The sequence below is a fragment of the Pseudomonas sp. Irchel 3E13 genome, from assembly GCF_900187455.1.
Lineage (GTDB): Bacteria > Pseudomonadota > Gammaproteobacteria > Pseudomonadales > Pseudomonadaceae > Aquipseudomonas.
This window is the reverse complement of sequence record NZ_FYDX01000007.1, coordinates 355,498-372,516: the sequence shown is the minus strand read 5'-3', so window position 1 is coordinate 372,516 and position 17,019 is coordinate 355,498. Positions and strand designations below refer to the sequence as shown.

Annotated in this window: 13 protein-coding genes; 8 read left to right on the top strand and 5 right to left on the bottom strand. The window is 63.9% G+C overall.

The genetic code is table 11. The features are described 5' to 3' along the window. Positions 1 to 11 precede the first annotated feature (11 nt). The 4 genes from CKW37_RS14670 (at position 12) to gcvP (ending at position 6,272) form a co-directional block, all read left to right on the top strand. Positions 12 to 1,634 carry an iron ABC transporter permease gene (locus CKW37_RS14670; protein WP_095156427.1) on the top strand — a complete coding sequence of 541 codons (1,623 nt, stop codon included), beginning with the start codon at positions 12 to 14 and terminating at the stop codon, positions 1,632 to 1,634. Between the two features lie 119 nt (positions 1,635 to 1,753). After that, positions 1,754 to 2,836 (top strand): glycine cleavage system aminomethyltransferase GcvT, encoded by a 1,083-nt coding sequence (gene gcvT / locus CKW37_RS14665; RefSeq protein WP_095156426.1) that lies wholly within the window; start codon positions 1,754 to 1,756, stop codon positions 2,834 to 2,836. A gap of 46 nt (positions 2,837 to 2,882) precedes the next feature. Then, positions 2,883 to 3,266 carry a glycine cleavage system protein GcvH gene (gene gcvH, locus CKW37_RS14660; protein WP_095156425.1) on the top strand — a complete coding sequence of 128 codons (384 nt, stop codon included), beginning with the start codon at positions 2,883 to 2,885 and terminating at the stop codon, positions 3,264 to 3,266. A gap of 132 nt (positions 3,267 to 3,398) precedes the next feature. Next, positions 3,399 to 6,272, top strand: coding sequence for an aminomethyl-transferring glycine dehydrogenase (gene gcvP / locus CKW37_RS14655; RefSeq protein WP_095156424.1), 2,874 nt, complete (start codon positions 3,399 to 3,401; stop codon positions 6,270 to 6,272). Between the two features lie 37 nt (positions 6,273 to 6,309). Here the strand turns inward: gcvP and CKW37_RS14650 are convergent, their stop codons facing one another. The 3 genes from CKW37_RS14650 to CKW37_RS14640 all read right to left on the bottom strand — a co-directional run bounded on the left by CKW37_RS14650 (position 6,310) and on the right by CKW37_RS14640 (position 8,903). Then, the gene (locus tag CKW37_RS14650; protein WP_095156423.1) at positions 6,310 to 6,627 is read right to left on the bottom strand and encodes a DUF2388 domain-containing protein; all 318 of its coding nucleotides are present in this window, start codon (positions 6,625 to 6,627) and stop codon (positions 6,310 to 6,312) included. Between the two features lie 165 nt (positions 6,628 to 6,792). Continuing rightward, a complete protein-coding gene (locus CKW37_RS14645) occupies positions 6,793 to 8,469 on the bottom strand; it encodes a GspE/PulE family protein (RefSeq protein ID WP_095156422.1) in 1,677 nt (558 codons plus the stop codon). Between the two features lie 80 nt (positions 8,470 to 8,549). Next, complete coding sequence (locus tag CKW37_RS14640; protein WP_095156421.1) at positions 8,550 to 8,903, bottom strand: hypothetical protein; 354 nt, start codon at positions 8,901 to 8,903, stop codon at positions 8,550 to 8,552. 126 nt (positions 8,904 to 9,029) lie between these two features. Between CKW37_RS14640 and CKW37_RS14635 the strand changes: the two genes are divergently transcribed. Continuing rightward, a complete protein-coding gene (locus CKW37_RS14635) occupies positions 9,030 to 9,500 on the top strand; it encodes an Lrp/AsnC family transcriptional regulator (protein ID WP_095156420.1) in 471 nt (156 codons plus the stop codon). 44 nt (positions 9,501 to 9,544) lie between these two features. Here the strand turns inward: CKW37_RS14635 and CKW37_RS14630 are convergent, their stop codons facing one another. After that, positions 9,545 to 10,912 carry an inorganic triphosphatase gene (locus CKW37_RS14630; protein WP_095156419.1) on the bottom strand — a complete coding sequence of 456 codons (1,368 nt, stop codon included), beginning with the start codon at positions 10,910 to 10,912 and terminating at the stop codon, positions 9,545 to 9,547. 120 nt (positions 10,913 to 11,032) lie between these two features. Here CKW37_RS14630 and argE point away from each other — a divergent pair, with 120 nt between their 5' ends. After that, positions 11,033 to 12,190, top strand: coding sequence for an acetylornithine deacetylase (gene argE / locus CKW37_RS14625; RefSeq protein WP_143501996.1), 1,158 nt, complete (start codon positions 11,033 to 11,035; stop codon positions 12,188 to 12,190). A gap of 111 nt (positions 12,191 to 12,301) precedes the next feature. Next, positions 12,302 to 13,600: an amino-acid N-acetyltransferase gene (gene argA, locus CKW37_RS14620; protein WP_095156417.1), complete on the top strand. Its 1,299-nt coding sequence runs from the start codon at positions 12,302 to 12,304 to the stop codon at positions 13,598 to 13,600. A 46-nt stretch (positions 13,601 to 13,646) separates the two neighbouring features. Here argA and CKW37_RS14615 read toward each other — a convergent pair whose 3' ends face one another. Next, positions 13,647 to 15,023, bottom strand: coding sequence for a glutamine synthetase family protein (locus tag CKW37_RS14615; RefSeq protein WP_095156416.1), 1,377 nt, complete (start codon positions 15,021 to 15,023; stop codon positions 13,647 to 13,649). A 602-nt stretch (positions 15,024 to 15,625) separates the two neighbouring features. On the opposite strand from CKW37_RS14615, the gene CKW37_RS14610 reads away from it, so the two are divergent. Beyond that, positions 15,626 to 16,987 (top strand): glutamine synthetase family protein, encoded by a 1,362-nt coding sequence (locus tag CKW37_RS14610; protein ID WP_095156415.1) that lies wholly within the window; start codon positions 15,626 to 15,628, stop codon positions 16,985 to 16,987. The last annotated feature ends 32 nt before the right edge of the window (positions 16,988 to 17,019 follow it).

Below are 17,019 nucleotides of genomic sequence, written 5' to 3'. Positions count from 1 at the left end.
AGACTTTCTCCTTGCCGCACCCCGTCCAACGCCGCTGGTATCCCCTGGTCTACGCCATCGCCGCGCTGGTGATGCTGCCGCTTAGTGTCCTGTTGTTGTCCTGGCAAAGCGTGGACATGCAGATCTGGTCGCACCTGCTCGATACCCAGATGAGCCGCCTGTTGAGCAACACCCTGACGCTGGTGGTTGGCGTTGGTGTGGGCGTCACTCTGCTGGGCGTCAGCCTGGCGTGGCTCACCAGCCTCTGCGAGTTTCCCGGACGGCGCTGGCTGGACTGGGCGCTGATGCTGCCGTTCGCGATTCCCGCCTATGTGCTGGCTTTCGTTTTCGTTGGCTTGCTGGATTTCTCCGGGCCGGTGCAGACGCTGCTGCGCGAGTGGTTCGGGCCGATGCGTCTGCCGCGGGTGCGTTCCACCGGCGGGGTGATCATCGTTCTGGTGCTGGTGTTCTATCCCTACGTCTACCTGCTGGCGCGCACCGCCTTCCTCGCCCAGGGCAAGGGCCTGATGGAAGCGGCGCGGGTCCTCGGGTATTCCCCGCTAAAGGCGTTCTGGCGGGTCGCGTTGCCGATGGCGCGTCCGGCCATCGGTGCGGGCGTGGCACTGGCGCTGATGGAGACGCTGGCTGACTTCGGCGCCGTCTCGGTGTTCAACTTCGACACCTTCACCACGGCGATCTACAAGACCTGGTACGGCTTCTTCAGCCTGTCCAGCGCGGCGCAACTGGCTAGCCTGTTGCTGCTGGCGGTGATCCTCGTGCTCTATGGCGAACACCGCGCCCGTGGTGCGGTGCGCGGCAGCAACGAGCGCCCGCGCGGCAAGGCGCTGTATCACCTGCGTGGGGTCAAGGCGCTGTTAGCCAGTGGCTGGTGCCTGTTGGTGTTCGCCTGCGCCTTCGTCATTCCGGTGCTGCAATTGCTGGCCTGGTTCTGGCAGCGTGGGCGCTTCGACCTCGATGAGCGTTACACCGGACTGATCCTGCACACCCTGTACCTCGGCGCCATGGCCGCGCTGATCACCGTCAGCGCGGCGCTGCTGCTGGCTTTCGCCCGCCGCCAGTCCTCGGCACGGGGCATCCGCGTCGGCGTCAGCCTGGCCAACCTCGGCTATGCGTTGCCCGGCTCGGTGCTGGCGGTGGCGATCATGCTGGCGTTCAGTTATCTCGATCGCGAACTGGTGATTCCGCTCTCCGGTTGGCTCGGCGGGGCGGGCAAGCCGTTGTTGCTGGGCAGCCTGTCGGCGTTGTTGCTGGCGTATCTGGTGCGCTTCATTGCCGTGGCCTACGGTCCGCTGGAAAACAGCCTCGGGCGTATCCGTCCATCGTTGCCGGAAGCGGCGCGCAGCCTTGGGGTCAGCGGCCCGGGATTGTTTTTCAAGGTGTATCTCCCATTGCTGGTACCCGGTGCGTTGAGCGCGGCGCTGCTGGTGTTCGTCGATGTGCTCAAGGAGATGCCGGCAACCCTGCTGATGCGCCCGTTCGGCTGGGACACGCTGGCGGTGCGGGTTTTCGAGATGACCAGCGAAGGCGAATGGGCGCGGGCGTCGCTGCCGGCGCTGACGCTGGTTCTGGTGGGGCTGCTGCCGGTCATCGGACTGATTCGGCGTTCCGCCCGCCACCCCGGTCAAAGTCGCTGAGGATGTAACCCGGCCGCCTTGCGGATACAATGCGCGGCATTCGCTGCGGCCGGCCACTGGCCGGGTAGCAGGAACGCTGCCGTCTGCCGCAGCTTCGCCACGCCCGGAAGGAGAAACCCATGGGACAGCGTACGCCTCTGTATGACCTGCACTTGGCGCTTGGCGCCAAGATGGTCGATTTTGGCGGTTGGGATATGCCCCTGCATTACGGTTCGCAGGTCGAGGAGCACCATCAAGTGCGTCGCGACTGCGGAGTTTTCGACGTTTCGCATATGACGGTAATCGACATCAGCGGTGTCGATGCCACCGAATGGCTGCGTCATCTGCTGACCAACGATGTCGCCCGCCTCGGCGAGATCGGCAAGGCCCTCTACAGCACCCTGCTCAATGACGAAGGCGGTGTGATCGACGACCTCATCGTCTATCGCCTGGCCGACGGCTATCGCCTGGTGGTCAACGCCGCGACCCGCGACAAGGACCTGGCCTGGCTCGAAGCGCACAAGAGCGGCTTCGAAGTGCAGTTCCGCGAGCGCCCTGAGCTGGCGATCCTCGCGATCCAGGGCCCGCAGGCGCGGGAGAAGGTTGCCGAGCTGCTCAGTTCCGCACGCGCCGAGCTGATCCGCAACCTCAAGCCTTTCGAAGGGCAATTCGAAGGTGACTGGTTCATCGCCCGCACCGGCTACACCGGTGAAGATGGCCTGGAAATCATCCTGCCGGCCCTGCAGGCGCCAGCATTTTTCAACGACCTGGTCGGCGCCGGCATCGCCCCGAGCGGCCTCGGCGCCCGCGACACGCTGCGCCTGGAAGCCGGGATGAACCTGTACGGCAACGATATCGACGAGGCGCATTCACCGCTGACCTCCAACCTCGCCTGGAGCATCGCCTGGGATCCTGCGGGGCGTGATTTCATCGGCCGCCAGGCGCTGGAAGCCGAAAAGGCCCGTGGTATTTCGCAGAAACTCGTCGGCCTGGTGCTGGAAGAGCGGGGTGTATTGCGGGCCCATCAGGTAGTTCGTGTCGCTGAAATTGGCGAAGGTGAGATCACCAGTGGTAGTTTCTCTCCTACGCTGAGCAAGGCAATTGCTCTGGCGCGCCTTCCAATGGCGACCGCCGACCGTGCCGAAGTGGAAATCCGCGGCAAATGGTACCCGGTGCGGGTGGTCAAGCCGACGTTCGTGCGTCATGGCAGGATCCTGATCTGAATTCATTCCGGCGGGCCGACCGCTGACCTGTTGAGGAAAAACAATTATGAGCAATGTTCCCGCCGACCTGCGTTTTGCCGAAAGCCATGAATGGGCGCGGCTGGAGGCCGATGGCACCGTGACCGTCGGTATCAGTGATCACGCCCAGGAAGCCCTGGGTGACGTGGTATTCGTCGAGCTGGCGGAGGTGGGCAAGGTGTTCGCCCAGGCCGAAGCGGCTGGTGTGGTCGAGTCGGTCAAGGCCGCCTCGGACATCTACGCCCCGGTTGGCGGCGAAGTCATCGCCGTGAACGAAGACCTGGCCGACAGCCCGGAGCAACTGAACGAAAACCCTTACGGCGCGTGGATCTTCAAACTGAAGCCGTCCAACCCGGCTGAGCTGGACAAGCTGCTGGACGCGGCGGGCTACAAGTCTGCTATCGGCGAGTGATGTTTTTGGGGAGCTGATTGCGCCGAACCGTCGCGACGCGCTCCCCAAAATTCCCACGCAATCGGCAATCCCTTCCTAGACTCAATAGGCCCCGGCCTACCTCGGGGCTTGGTCTAGGAAGAGAGAGCCGCTATGTCCTTGTTGCCGTCCCTGAGCCAACTGCAAGACCCCAATGCTTTCCTGCGCCGCCACCTCGGCCCCGATGCCGCCGAGCAGCATGCCATGCTCGATGTGCTGGGCGTTGCCAGCCGCAGTGAACTTATCGAACAGACGGTGCCGCCCGGCATCCGCTTCAATCGCCCCCTCGACTTGCCTCCGGCCCTGGATGAACAGGCAGCGCTGGCGCGTCTGCGTGGTTACGCCGAACAGAACCAAGTGTGGACCAGCCTGATCGGCATGGGCTACCACGGCACGCGCACGCCAACGGTCATTCTGCGCAACGTGCTGGAAAATCCCGGTTGGTACACCGCCTACACGCCCTATCAGCCGGAAATCGCCCAAGGTCGCCTGGAAGCCTTGCTGAATTTTCAGCAGATGGTCATCGACCTGACCGGCCTGGACCTGGCCAATGCCTCGTTGCTGGACGAAGCCACCGCAGCGGGCGAAGCCATGGCCCTGGCCAAGCGGGTGGCGAAATCGCGCAGCAACCTGTTCTTCGCCAACGAACACTGCCACCCGCAGACCCTCTCGGTGCTGCAGACCCGCGCCGAAGGCTTCGGTTTCGAACTGATCGTCGATTCGCTGGATAATCTGGGCAAGCACCAGGTGTTCGGCGCGCTGCTGCAGTACCCCAACACCCACGGCGGCGTGCACGACCTGCGCCCGGCCATCGAGCATTTGCACGGGCAGCAGGCGATCGCCTGTGTCGCCGCCGACCTGCTCAGCCTGTTGCTGCTGGCGCCGCCGGGCGAGCAGGGCGCTGATGTGGTGCTCGGCTCGACCCAGCGTTTTGGCGTGCCCATGGGCTATGGCGGGCCGCATGCGGCCTATTTCGCTTGCCGTGACGAATTCAAGCGGGCCATGCCCGGGCGCATCATCGGCGTGTCGAAAGACGCTCGCGGCAGCCTGGCGCTGCGCATGGCCCTGCAAACCCGCGAACAACACATCCGCCGCGAGAAGGCCAATTCGAACATCTGCACCGCGCAGGTCCTGCTGGCCAACATCGCTGGCTTCTACGCCGTCTATCACGGCCCCGACGGGCTGCGGCGCATCGCCCAGCGCGTGCACCGGCTGACCACCATTCTTGCCGTTGGCCTGGAGCGCAACGGCGTCAAACGGCTGAACGCGCACTTCTTCGACACCCTGACCCTGGACGTCGGCGGCAGCCAGACGGCGATCATCCAGAGCGCCGAGGCGGCGCGGATCAACCTGCGGATTCTCGGTCGCGGGCACCTCGGCGTGAGCCTCGACGAGACCTGCGACGAAACCACGGTGCTGCGCCTCTTCGACATTTTCCTCGGCGCCGACCACGGTTTGCAGGTCGAAGCGCTGGACGACGAAGACTTGCCCGCCGGTATCCCCGATTCGCTGCTGCGCCAGTCTGAGTACCTGACCCACCCGGTGTTCAACCTGCACCACAGCGAAACCGAGATGCTGCGCTATCTCAAACAACTGGAAAACAAAGACCTGGCGCTGAACCAGTCCATGATCCCGCTGGGCTCCTGCACCATGAAGCTCAACGCCAGCAGCGAGATGATCCCCATCACCTGGCCGGGGTTTGCCGACCTGCACCCGTTCGTGCCGCTGACGCAGGCGGCGGGCTACAAGGCGATGATCGACGAACTGGAAAGCTGGTTATGTGCGATCACCGGTTTCGATGCGATCTGCATGCAGCCCAACTCCGGCGCCCAGGGCGAGTACGCCGGGCTGCTGGCGATCAGCAAGTACCACCGCAGTCGCCAGCAGGGCCGGCGCGATATCTGCCTGATCCCGGCGTCGGCCCACGGTACCAACCCGGCGTCGGCGCAGATGGCCGGCATGCAGGTGGTGATCGTCGCCTGCGACACGGCGGGCAACGTCGACCTGGAAGACCTCAAGGCCCGGGCGGCGGAGGCCGGGGAGCGGCTGTCCTGCCTGATGGCGACCTACCCCTCGACCCACGGCGTTTACGAGGAAGGTATCAGCGAGATCTGCGAAGTTATCCACAGCCACGGTGGCCAGGTCTACATGGACGGCGCCAACCTCAACGCCCAGGTCGGCCTGGCGCGACCGGCGGACATCGGCGCCGACGTCTCGCACATGAACCTGCACAAGACCTTCTGCATTCCCCATGGCGGCGGCGGCCCGGGCATGGGCCCGATTGGCGTGCGGGCGCACCTTGCGCCCTTCGTTGCCAGTCACCCGGTGGTGCCGGTCCCTGGCCCCGATCCGCAGAACAGCGCGGTCAGCGCCGCGCCGTGGGGCAGTGCCAGCATCTTGCCGATCAGTTGGATGTACATCGCCATGATGGGCCCGCAGCTGGCCGACGCCAGCGAGGTGGCGATTCTCTCCGCCAACTACCTGGCCCAACGTCTCGGTGGCGCATTCCCGGTGCTCTATCGCGGGCGCAACGAGCGGGTGGCCCATGAATGCATCCTCGACCTGCGACCGTTGAAGGCCGAGACCGGGATCAGCGAGGAAGATGTCGCCAAACGCCTGATGGACTACGGTTTCCACGCGCCGACCATGTCCTTCCCGGTGCCGGGCACGTTGATGGTGGAGCCCACCGAGAGCGAGCCGAAGGCCGAGCTGGACCGTTTTGTCGAAGCGATGCTGAGCATCCGCGCGGAAATCGCCGAAGTGCAGAACGGCAACTGGCCCGCCGAGGACAATCCGCTCAAGCGCGCGCCGCATACCTTGGCGGATGTGCTGGCGCGGTGGGACCGGCCCTACAGCATCGAGCAGGGCGTGGCGCCCAGTGCCCACGCCCGGGCGCACAAGTATTGGCCCGCGGTGAACCGGGTCGACAATGTCTATGGCGACCGCAACCTGTTCTGTGCCTGTGTGCCGGTGGAGGATTACCGCTGAGGGAGGGCGGGCGACCCGCGTGGATCGCCCGCAAGTGTCACTCGGTGATTGCGCTGTTGCGCGCCAGGATGGCGTTGGCCAGTTCCATGTCGCTGGCGTTCAGGCTCGGGTTTTCCGCGCGGGCCTGGCGCAGGGCGGCTTCGAGGAACGGACCGCGGATCGCGCCTTCGCTGGCGACGAAGCTGCCGGCATCATCCTGCGCGGCGGCGACTAGCTTGTGGTCGCGGGAGGTCAGGTAGGTCGAGGCGGTGGTCGCGCCCGAAGAAATCACGTTGCGCCAGAAGGGATCGGCCATGGCCGAGGCCGAGGCGAGGGACAGCAGGGTGAGGGTGGCGATGGCAAAGGGGCGACGCATGATTCCAGGGCTCCGGGGGATTTTGGGTAGGTCATCGCGACGGTTCGGCGCCCCGACAAGCTCGCTCCTACAGGGGTTTGATGTCGGTTTTGTAGGAGCGAGCTTGCTCGCGATGCTTTAGACGCCGAATTTGGACATCGGCCCCGCAACAAGTTCCCGATGGCACTACGCCGAAACCCGATCCACCTCCACCGCCGTGGTTACCCCCGCCGCCACCTTGCGCAAGCCGTTCTCGCGCAGGTCGAACATGCCCTCGGCCCGTGCCCGCTGGCGCAAACTCGTCAGGTCGCAGTCCCCGTTGATTAGCGCCTTGAGCCCGTGACTCACCGACAGCACTTCATACAGTCCCGTACGCCCCTGATAGCCGGTCTGCCGGCATTCCTTGCAGCCTACCGCGCTGGCCTCGCCCGGCGCCTTGCACGCGACACACAGCGTGCGCACCAGCCGCTGGGCGACCACGCCCACCAGGGTCGACTTGATCAAATAATGTGCAACGCCCAGCTCCAGTAACCGGCCAATCGCACCGCTGGCATCGTTGGTGTGCAGCGTGGACAACACCAGATGCCCGGTCAGCGCCGCCTGAATCGCCACTTGGGCGGTTTCCAGATCGCGGATCTCGCCCACCATGATGATGTCCGGATCCTGGCGTAGCAGCGCACGCACGCCGTTGGCAAAACCGAGGTCGATGCCGGGCTGCACCTGGGTCTGGTTGAAGGCCGGCTCGACCATTTCGATCGGGTCTTCCAGGGTGCAGACGTTGACCTGCGGCGTGGCCAGTTGCTTGAGGGCGCTGTAGAGCGTGCTGGTCTTGCCCGAGCCGGTCGGGCCGGTCACCAGGATGATGCCGTGGGGCTGGCGCAGCATGGTCTGCCAGCGCGTCAGTTCGTCGCCGTCCAGGCCCAGGCCGTGGAAGTCCTGGCGCAGTAGTTGCGGGTCGAAGATGCGCATTACCAGCTTTTCGCCGAAGGTGGTCGGCAGGGTCGACAGGCGCAGTTCCACCTCGTCGCCGGCCGGGGTGCGGGTCTTGATCCGGCCGTCCTGCGGCCGGCGTTTTTCCGCGACGTTCATGCGCCCGAGGCTTTTCAGGCGGCTGGTGATCGCCAGGGTCACCGCGGGCGGGAAGGAATAGGTGTCGTGCAGCACGCCGTCGATGCGCAGGCGCAGCCGGCCCTGTTCGCGGCGGGGTTCGAGGTGGATATCGCTGGCGCGTTGCTCGAAGGCGTAGTGCAGCAGCCAGTCGACGATGCTGACGATGTGCGCGTCATCGGCATCGTGCTGGCCGTCGCCCAGTTCCAGCAACTGCTCCAGATCACCGCTGGCGGGGGCCGGCATGTCCAGGTGGCTGGCGCCGTTGACCGAGTGAGCGAGGCGAAAGAAGTCCTGGCTCAACTGGCGAATCCGTTCGGGGCTGGCGACAACCCGCAACACCCGGCGTTTGAGCACCTGGGCCAGGTCGGTCTCCCAACTGCGCACATACGGCTCGGCGCTGGCGACGGTGACGCTGTCGCAGTCTTGGGCGACGGCAAGAATGCCGTGCCGGCGGGCGAAGGCCGCGGACATCAGCCCGGTCATCCCGGCGAGGTCGATGCTTAGCGGATCGAGGCGCAGAAAGGGTTGCCCGGCCTGCTCGGCGAGCCACTGGCACAGGCTGTCCAGGTCGAGTGTCTGGCCGGGACGTTGCAGATCATCCAGGCGCTGGCGGGCGATGCATTCGAGGGGATGGTCGGTGCGTGGGGCACCGCTGAAGTGCTGGCGGGCCTGTGGCGCGATACGCCGTTGTGCGATCAGTTCATCGAGCAGGCTGGAAAGGTCCAGCGTGCGGTCGGTGGCGGGGGCGGGCATGCGACGTCCTTGTGTGCGCTTCGAAGCAACCAAGGCTAGCCGTCGTGGCGCGCACCGTCGGGACGCAAGCGTTGCCGGGTTTATCCGTGCCAGCCGGCCCGCTGTGGAGTGGACGGCAGCAGCGCGGTGAGCACGGCCACTTCGCAGACACACACCAGATTGCGCATTTTTTGCGCAATCAACTGGGCGCGGTTCCAGTTCAGGCCGTCGATGGCGATGTCGATGTGCAGCAGGTCGGCTTCCTGGCGCATGTTTACTCCATGCGGCATCAAACATTGCAGGGCAAACAGGTTGAGCACTCGGCACAGGCTGTCCGACTCGGCTTCGGCTTGCAGCTGGTAGTGGTAGCGAACCTTGTTGTTCTCGTTGCAGGCAACAGCGGGTTCGAAAAGCTGCGGGGCGGCGAAGTGGTCAGGCCGTTCGAGTACGGTCATGGGTGTTCTCCAAAAACGATGGAGGAATTTTTACACGGCGTGTCGGAGATTATTTTCCTATCATTGGCCGATACGAGCTTTTTTCGAATTGTTCAATTCGTCCATGTGCACACGAGAGAAATAATCATGCAAGTCGAGCTGGACACTTACGACCGCCGCATCCTCGCCGTGCTGCAAGAGGACGCCTCGTTGTCCAGCGCGCAGGTGGCAGAGCGGGTCGGGCTTTCGCAGTCACCGTGTTGGCGCCGCATTCAGCGTTTGAAGGACGAGGGGGTGATTCGTGCCCAGGTGAGCCTGCTCGATCGCAAGAAGGTGGGCCTGAACACGCAGATTTTCGCCGAGGTGAAACTCAACGCGCACGGGCGCTCCAACTTCGCCGAATTCACCGAGGCGATCCGCGGGTTTCCGGAAGTGCTGGAGTGTTATGTGCTGATGGGGGCGGTGGATTTTCTGCTGCGGATCGTCACCTCGGACATCGAGGCCTACGAGCGCTTCTTCTTCGAAAAACTGTCGATGGTGCCGGGGATTCAGGAGGTCAACTCGACCGTGGCGCTGTCGGAGATCAAATCCACCACCAGCCTGCCGCTCATGCGTTGAACGGTGTCGCGGGCAGGCGCTGAAGGCCTGCCCGCGACCCTGGCTTATTTACGCGCCAGTTGTTTCCAGCCGCGGCACTGGGCAACGGCGAAGGCTTGCTGGACGCGGGCGTCGAGCACTTCGTCGCTGATCGGCAGGCAGGCCAGTTGTTGCAGCTTGCTCAGCTCGCCGTAGAGGCGGTCCAGTTCCGGCACTTCCAGCACGTCGCGGGCGTGGTGCAGCCAGGCCAGCAGGCGCTCGATGCGCGGCAGTTGCTCGGCGAGGTCTTCCGGCTGCTGCTGGTACAGCGGCAGTTGCAAGGCCTTGGCCTCGTCGCCGAACTCTACGGTCAGCCAGCTCGCCAGCGGCGCGGCGCCCTGGCGGTCACCGCGCTTGTTGCGGTCGACGGTCCAGGCACGGGCCAGCAGCCAGCGCGAGGTGTCGAGGGAGAACTGGCCCCAGCGGGTGTCGAGTAGTTCGTCGGCGAACTGCTCGGGCGCGGCGCGGCGGACGTCTTCGTCGTCATTGCCGGCCAGGACCACGGTGCGCCAGTCTTCCAGCAGGGCGTCGAGACTGCCGCGCAGGGCACGGGTGGTGGCGCGCGGTGCCGCCTGGCCGAGGCTGCTGGCCAGGCCGCGCAGTTCGGCGAGGCACTGCACCCAGTCCTGCAGCAGGCGCCAGTGGCCGTTGTAGCGGTATTGCTCGGCCAGACGCTGGCTGCTGCCGAGCAACTGCCAGGCGATGGCGGCAAAGGCGTCGTCCAGCGACATTTCCGGGGTCAGTTCGGCGGCGGGCAGGCTGACCTGATAGCTGGTCGGGTCGAGCAGGCGGTAGCCGCGCTCGGCCTTGCTGATATCGCACGGGAACAGCGGCAGCGTCGCCGCCAGTTCGGCAGCCAGCTCCAGCAGGGCTGCTGGCTCGCCTTCGCGCAGTTCCAGCTCCAGCTCGCAGATTTCTTCCTTCTGCTTGCCGACGATGACGGTGCCGAGGTCCAGGGCGGCTTCGATCACCACTTTGGACTTGCCGCGGCCCCAGGCGATGTCGGCGTATTCGCGGACGAAATCGGTGGTGAACAGCGGCTTGATGGTTTTCTTGTCCAGCTCCGCCAGTTCGGCGGGCCAGCACTGGTCGTCGAGCTTCTTCAGGTCCAGCTTGGCCTTGGGCAGCTCCCACTGGAATTCATTGCGCTCGGACAGGCCGGCAACGCTCTGGCCGCGGGTCTTCAGGGTCTGGATCACCACGTCGCCGTCGCGGCGCAGGCGCAGGGCGACTTTGGCTGCAGCAAGATCGCGCTCCGGGGTGTCGAAGTACTGGTTGAGCAGCTCACGCTGCTGCCAGCCGGACTTGTTGCGCTTCTTCAGCAATGGGTGCTCACGCAGCGCGGCGAGGGTCTCGCGGCTGATCCGCAGTTTGATTTCGGTTTCTTTGTTCATTGCTGGGTAACCAGAAGGGCGGGGACGTCTTGGCCGTGCAGTGTACAGGACTCGACCGCTCGCGGTTTATTCAAGGTGGCCGATGGCCCTATGATGGGCCTCGTTTCCAGGAGAACGCGCATGCCGCTGCCATCGCTCAAGGACCAGTTCGCCGCGTTGATCGCCGCGCCCTCGGTCAGTTGTACCCAACCGGATCTGGACCAGTCCAACCGCGGGGTGATCGATCTGCTTGCCGGCTGGCTCGGCGACCTGGGTTTCACCTGCGAGATCCAGCAGATCACGCCGGGCAAGTTCAACCTGCTCGCCAGTTACGGCAGCGGCCCCGGCGGGCTGGTGCTGGCCGGGCACAGCGACACGGTGCCCTACGATCCGCAATTGTGGAAAAGCGATCCGCTGACGCTGACGGAAGTCGGTGATCGCTGGGTCGGACTCGGCGTGTGCGACATGAAGGGCTTTTTCCCGTTGATCATCGAGGCGGTCCGGCCGCTGCTCGACCAACCGTTCCGGCAGCCGCTGCTGATCCTGGCGACCTGTGACGAAGAAAGCTCGATGTCCGGCGCCCGCGCCCTGGCCGAGGCCGGCCGCCCGCTTGGGCGCGCCGCAGTGATCGGCGAGCCGACCGGGCTGAAGCCGATCCGTCTGCACAAGGGTGTGATGATGGAGCGCATCGATATTCTCGGGCGCAGTGGCCATTCGTCGGATCCGTCTTTGGGCCACAGCGCTCTGGAAGCGATGCATCAGGTCATGGGCGCCTTGATGGAGCTGCGCCAGCAATGGCAGCGCGAGTACAACAACAGCCAGTTCAGCGTGCCCCAGCCGACCCTGAACTTCGGCTGCATCCACGGTGGCGACAACCCTAACCGGATCTGCGGCCAATGCGCCCTGGAATTCGACCTGCGCCCGCTGCCGGGCATGGACCCGCAGGTGCTGCGCGCGGCGATTCGCGGCAAGCTGGCGCCGCTGGCCGAGCAGCATCAGGTGACGATCGACTATGCGCCGCTGTTCCCGGAGGTGCCGCCATTCGAACAGAGTGCCGATGCGGAACTGGTGCAACTGGCCGAACGTCTTACCGGTCATGTGGCCGAGGCAGTAGCCTTCGGCACCGAAGCGCCTTATCTTCAGCGCCTGGGCTGCGAGACTCTGGTCCTCGGCCCCGGTGATATCGCCTGCGCTCACCAGCCCGGCGAGTACCTTGAACTGTCACGCCTGGACCCTACAGTGCGTGTGTTGCGTGAGTTGATCCAACATTACTGCCTCAGCCCGGCCACCGGCCGCTGAGCCACCTTGCCTTGCAAAGGAGAACGCGTGTGACGCCTTGCCTGCTGCGACGATAACCCTTCGAGCGCTGTTGCTGTTCCGTTCTTGTCTTCATTTCTACAGGCTCAGGTTATGCCCGAATACGTCAATTGGCTGCGTCATGCTTCGCCTTACATCAATGCTCACCGGGACTGCACCTTCGTGGTCATGCTTCCGGGAGACGGGGTAGACCACCCCAACTTCGGCAATATCGTCCACGACCTGGTGCTGTTGCACAGCCTCGGGGTTCGTCTGGTGCTGGTGCATGGCTCCCGCCCGCAAATCGAAAGCCGCCTGAGCGCCCGCGGTCTCAGCGCCCATTATCACCATGGCTTGCGCATCACCGATGCGGCGACCCTGGAGTGCGTGATCGATGCGGTCGGGCAACTGCGCATCGCCATCGAAGCACGCCTGTCCATGGACATGGCGGCCTCGCCGATGCAGGGCTCGCGGTTGCGGGTGGCCTCGGGCAACCTGGTCACCGCACGGCCGATTGGCGTGCTGGAAGGCGTGGATTATCACCACACCGGTGAAGTGCGCCGGGTCGACCGCAAGGGCATCAGTCGCCTGCTGGACGAGCGCTCCATCGTCCTGCTGTCGCCGCTGGGCTATTCGCCCACGGGCGAAATCTTCAACCTGGCGTGCGAAGACGTCGCGACCCGCGCCGCCATCGAGCTGGAGGCGGACAAGCTGCTGCTGTTCGGCGCCGAGCCGGGTCTGCTGGACGCGACGGGACGTCTGGTCCGGGAAATCCGTCCGCAGCAGGTGGCGCCTCACCTGGAACGCCTCGGTTCCGACTACCAGGCCGAGCTGCTGGACGCCGCCGCCGAAGCCTGCCGGGGCGGCGTGGCACGCAGTCATATCGTCAGCTACGCCGAGAACGGCGCGCTGCTCAACGAGCTGTTCACCCGCGAAGGCGGCGGCACGCTGGTTGCGCAGGAGCAGTTCGAACTGGTGCGGGAGGCGGCGATCGAAGACGTCGGTGGTCTGCTGGATCTGATCAGTCCGCTGGAAGAGCAGGGCATTCTGGTGCGTCGCTCCCGTGAGGTACTGGAGCGGGAGATCGAGCAGTTCAGCGTGGTAGAGCGTGAAAGCGTGATCATCGCCTGTGCGGCGCTGTATCCGATTGCTGATTCCGATGCGGGTGAGCTGGCGTGCCTGGCAGTGAACCCGGAGTATCGCCATGGCGGTCGCGGTGACGATCTGCTGGAGCGCATCGAGACGCGGGCGAGGGCGTTGGGGCTGAAGACGCTGTTCGTACTGACGACCCGGACGGCGCACTGGTTCCGCGAGCGCGGATTTGTGCCGAGCGGGGTCGAGCGGCTGCCGGCGGCGCGGGCGTCGCTGTACAACTATCAGCGCAATTCGAAGATTTTCGAGAAAACTTTGTAGGTATTGCGCCCATAAAAAACGCCGCCTGAGCAGGCGGCGTTTTCATTTACACGGTATGCAGGTACCAGTTGTACTCGAGGTCGGAGATGGAGTGTTCGAACTCCTCCAGCTCGCTTTCCTTGCACGCGACAAAGATGTCGATGTACTTCGGATCGATGTACTTGTTGAGGATCTCGCTGTCGTCCAGCTCGCGCAGGGCATCACGCAAGTTGTTCGGCAGGCTCTGCTCAACCTGTTCGTAGGCGTTGCCTTCGACCGGCTTGTTCGGCTCGACCTTGTTGGTCAGGCCGTGATGCACGCCCGCCAGCACGGCAGCCATCAACAGGTACGGGTTGGCGTCGGCACCGGCTACGCGGTGTTCAAGGCGCACAGCGTCCGGCGTGCCCGTCGGAACGCGCAGGGCCACGGTGCGGTTGTCCAGACCCCAGCTTGGTGCGTTCGGCACATAGAACTGGGCACCGAAGCGACGGTACGAGTTGACGTTCGGGCAGAGGAACGCCATTGACGCTGGCAGGGTCTCGAGCACACCGCCGATCGCGTGACGCAGCGCGGCGTTCTGCTCGGGATCCTCGCTGGTGAAGATGTTCTTGCCATCTTTGTCCAGCACCGAGATATGAACATGCAGACCGTTGCCCGCCTGGCCCGGGTAAGGCTTGGCCATGAAGGTGGTGTCCATCTCATGGTCGTAGGCGATGTTCTTGATCAGGCGTTTGAGCAGAACCGCGTAATCGCAGGCCTTCAGCGGGTCGGCGACGTGGTGCAGGTTCACTTCAAACTGCGCCGGGGCGCTTTCCTTGACGATGGCGTCAGCCGGAATGCCTTGTTCCTTCGCACCCTCGAGGATGTCCTGGAGGCAGTCGACGTATTCGTCGAGGTCGTCGATCAGATAAACCTGGGTCGATTGCGGACGTTTGCCGGAAATCGGCGAGCGTGGCGGCTGTGGACGGCCGTTCACGTTTTCCTGGTCGATCAGGTAGAACTCCAGCTCGAACGCGGCGCAGATGGTCAGGCCCATCTCGTCGAACCTGGCCACCACCTGACGCAGGACTTCCCGCGGGTCGGCAAAGAACGGCGCACCTTCGATTTCGTGCATGGTCATCAGCAGCTGCGCGGTAGGGCGCTTCTGCCAAGGTTCGTTGGAGAGTGTGTCGGGGATTGGATAGCAGATGCGGTCGGCGTCGCCGATGTCCAGGCCCAGGCCGGTGCTTTCGACCGTGGAACCGTTGATATCCAATGCGAAGAGGGAGGCCGGCAGGTTGATGCCTTTCTCGTAAACCTTGTGGAGGCTGGTGCGCTCAATGCGCTTGCCGCGCACCACACCATTCATATCTGCAATCAGAAGGTCAACGTAGAGAACCTCAGGATGTTCCTTAAGGAACGCGTTCGCTTCGTTAAGCTGAACGGCACGCGGGGGTACCGACATGATGCAACACCTTTGTTGTTAAAAATATCAATCAATGGGGGCTTGCAGGCCCAGTCAATCGGAAAGCCCGAATGAAGTCAAGCAAGCCCCATGATGCCCTAAAAGGGCGCCATAGCGGCATTTTTGCTGCAATTCAGGGCATTCACAAGCGCTGCTTTCGTCGTGAAAGGGGTGAAACGAGTAAGCCGTATTTTATTTTTTACGGGGTGGTTGTGTAAAAAAATGAACAAGGCTAAGCTCGGTCGCAACCCATAACATCAATAATACCGGGGGTTACATGTCACGCCTGTCGATCATTGGCGACACCGGCTGCCCTGTGCGGGCGGGTCTGGATGCCATTTCCGCGAGCAGCGAACGCTATATGCCAGTAGCGTTGGCGCCGGCCAAAATAGTTGACGGCCAAGGCGACGTGTTCCCGATCGTTTCACCTACTCATACTGCCTTTCATCACTATAGCGGGCTCCTCTGCATCACGGGCAATGCCAGTGACGCATTCTCCTCGCGCGCCTTTTGCTTTGGGCCGTCGGGGCATCCAGAATGCTGGAGACGGCCTGACATAGGCGTCTTGACTACAGTCCAGGCATTTACCTGCTGAGGTATTTATGAGTAGCAGCAATCTCGACCAGCTCACCGATTGGCTGAAAGAGCACAAGATCACCGAAGTCGAATGTCTGATCAGCGACTTGACCGGTATCACCCGGGGCAAGATCTCGCCAACCAACAAGTTCATCGCCGAAAAGGGCATGCGTCTGCCCGAAAGCGTCCTGCTGCAGACCGTGACCGGCGACTACGTCGATGACGACATCTATTACGAGCTGCTCGACCCGGCCGACATCGACATGATCTGCCGCCCCGACGAGAACGCGGTGTTCCTCGTGCCGTGGGCCATCGAGCCGACTGCCCAGGTAATCCACGACACCTACGACAAGAAGGGAAACCCGGTCGAGCTGTCGCCGCGCAACGTGCTCAAGAAAGTGCTGAAACTCTATGCCGACAAGGGCTGGCAGCCGATCGTCGCGCCGGAAATGGAGTTCTACCTGACCAAGCGCTGCGAAGACCCGGACTTCCCGCTGCAGCCGCCAATCGGCCGCTCCGGCCGCCCGGAAACCGGTCGCCAGTCGTTCTCCATCGAAGCCGCCAACGAATTCGACCCGCTGTTCGAAGACGTCTATGACTGGTGCGAACTGCAGAACCTCGACCTGGACACGCTGATCCACGAAGACGGCACCGCGCAGATGGAAATCAACTTCCGTCACGGCAACGCCCTGTCCCTGGCCGATCAGATCCTGGTGTTCAAGCGGACCATGCGCGAGGCAGCGCTCAAGCACAATGTCGCCGCCACGTTCATGGCCAAGCCCATGACCGGCGAGCCCGGCAGCGCCATGCACCTGCACCAGAGCATCATCGACGTGCAGACCGGCAAGAACATCTTCTCCAATGAAGACGGCAGCATGAGCGAGCTGTTCCTGTACCACGTCGGTGGCCTGCAGAAGTTCATCCCCGAAGTGCTGCCGCTGTTCGCCCCCAACGTCAACTCGTTCCGCCGCTTCCTGCCCGACACCTCGGCGCCGGTGAACGTCGAGTGGGGCGAGGAAAACCGCACCGTCGGCCTGCGCGTCCCGGATGCCGGCCCGCAGAACCGCCGTGTCGAGAACCGCCTGCCCGGCGCCGACGCCAACCCTTACCTGGCCATCGCCGCGAGCCTGCTGTGCGGCTACATCGGCATGGTCGAAGGCATCAATGCCAGTGCCCCGGTCGTGGGCCGTGGTTACGAGCGGCGCAACCTGCGCCTGCCGCTGACCATCGAGGACGCCCTGGAGCGCATGGAAAACTGCCGTGCGCTGGAGAAGTACCTGGGCAAGAAATTCATTGCCGGTTACGTCGCCACCAAACGGGCCGAGCACGAGAACTTCAAGCGCGTGATCAGCTCCTGGGAACGTGAGTTCCTGCTGTTCGCGGTCTGATCAACCCCGGGGCCGCAGGAGCGCGGCCGCCA

Excerpts from the sequence above, each read along its gene's own strand:
- CKW37_RS14610 (WP_095156415.1), top strand. The coding sequence starts at position 15,626 with ATGAGTAGCAGCAATCTCGACCAGCTCACCGATTGGCTGAAAGAGCAC.
- CKW37_RS14615 (WP_095156416.1), bottom strand. The coding sequence starts at position 15,023 with ATGTCGGTACCCCCGCGTGCCGTTCAGCTTAACGAAGCGAACGCGTTC.
- gcvP (WP_095156424.1), top strand. The coding sequence starts at position 3,399 with ATGTCCTTGTTGCCGTCCCTGAGCCAACTGCAAGACCCCAATGCTTTC.
- gcvT (WP_095156426.1), top strand. The coding sequence starts at position 1,754 with ATGGGACAGCGTACGCCTCTGTATGACCTGCACTTGGCGCTTGGCGCC.
- CKW37_RS14630 (WP_095156419.1), bottom strand. The coding sequence starts at position 10,912 with ATGAACAAAGAAACCGAAATCAAACTGCGGATCAGCCGCGAGACCCTC.
- argA (WP_095156417.1), top strand. The coding sequence starts at position 12,302 with ATGCCCGAATACGTCAATTGGCTGCGTCATGCTTCGCCTTACATCAAT.
- gcvH (WP_095156425.1), top strand. The coding sequence starts at position 2,883 with ATGAGCAATGTTCCCGCCGACCTGCGTTTTGCCGAAAGCCATGAATGG.
- CKW37_RS14645 (WP_095156422.1), bottom strand. The coding sequence starts at position 8,469 with ATGCCCGCCCCCGCCACCGACCGCACGCTGGACCTTTCCAGCCTGCTC.
- argE (WP_143501996.1), top strand. The coding sequence starts at position 11,033 with ATGCCGCTGCCATCGCTCAAGGACCAGTTCGCCGCGTTGATCGCCGCG.
- CKW37_RS14650 (WP_095156423.1), bottom strand. The coding sequence starts at position 6,627 with ATGCGTCGCCCCTTTGCCATCGCCACCCTCACCCTGCTGTCCCTCGCC.
- CKW37_RS14635 (WP_095156420.1), top strand. The coding sequence starts at position 9,030 with ATGCAAGTCGAGCTGGACACTTACGACCGCCGCATCCTCGCCGTGCTG.
- CKW37_RS14640 (WP_095156421.1), bottom strand. The coding sequence starts at position 8,903 with ATGACCGTACTCGAACGGCCTGACCACTTCGCCGCCCCGCAGCTTTTC.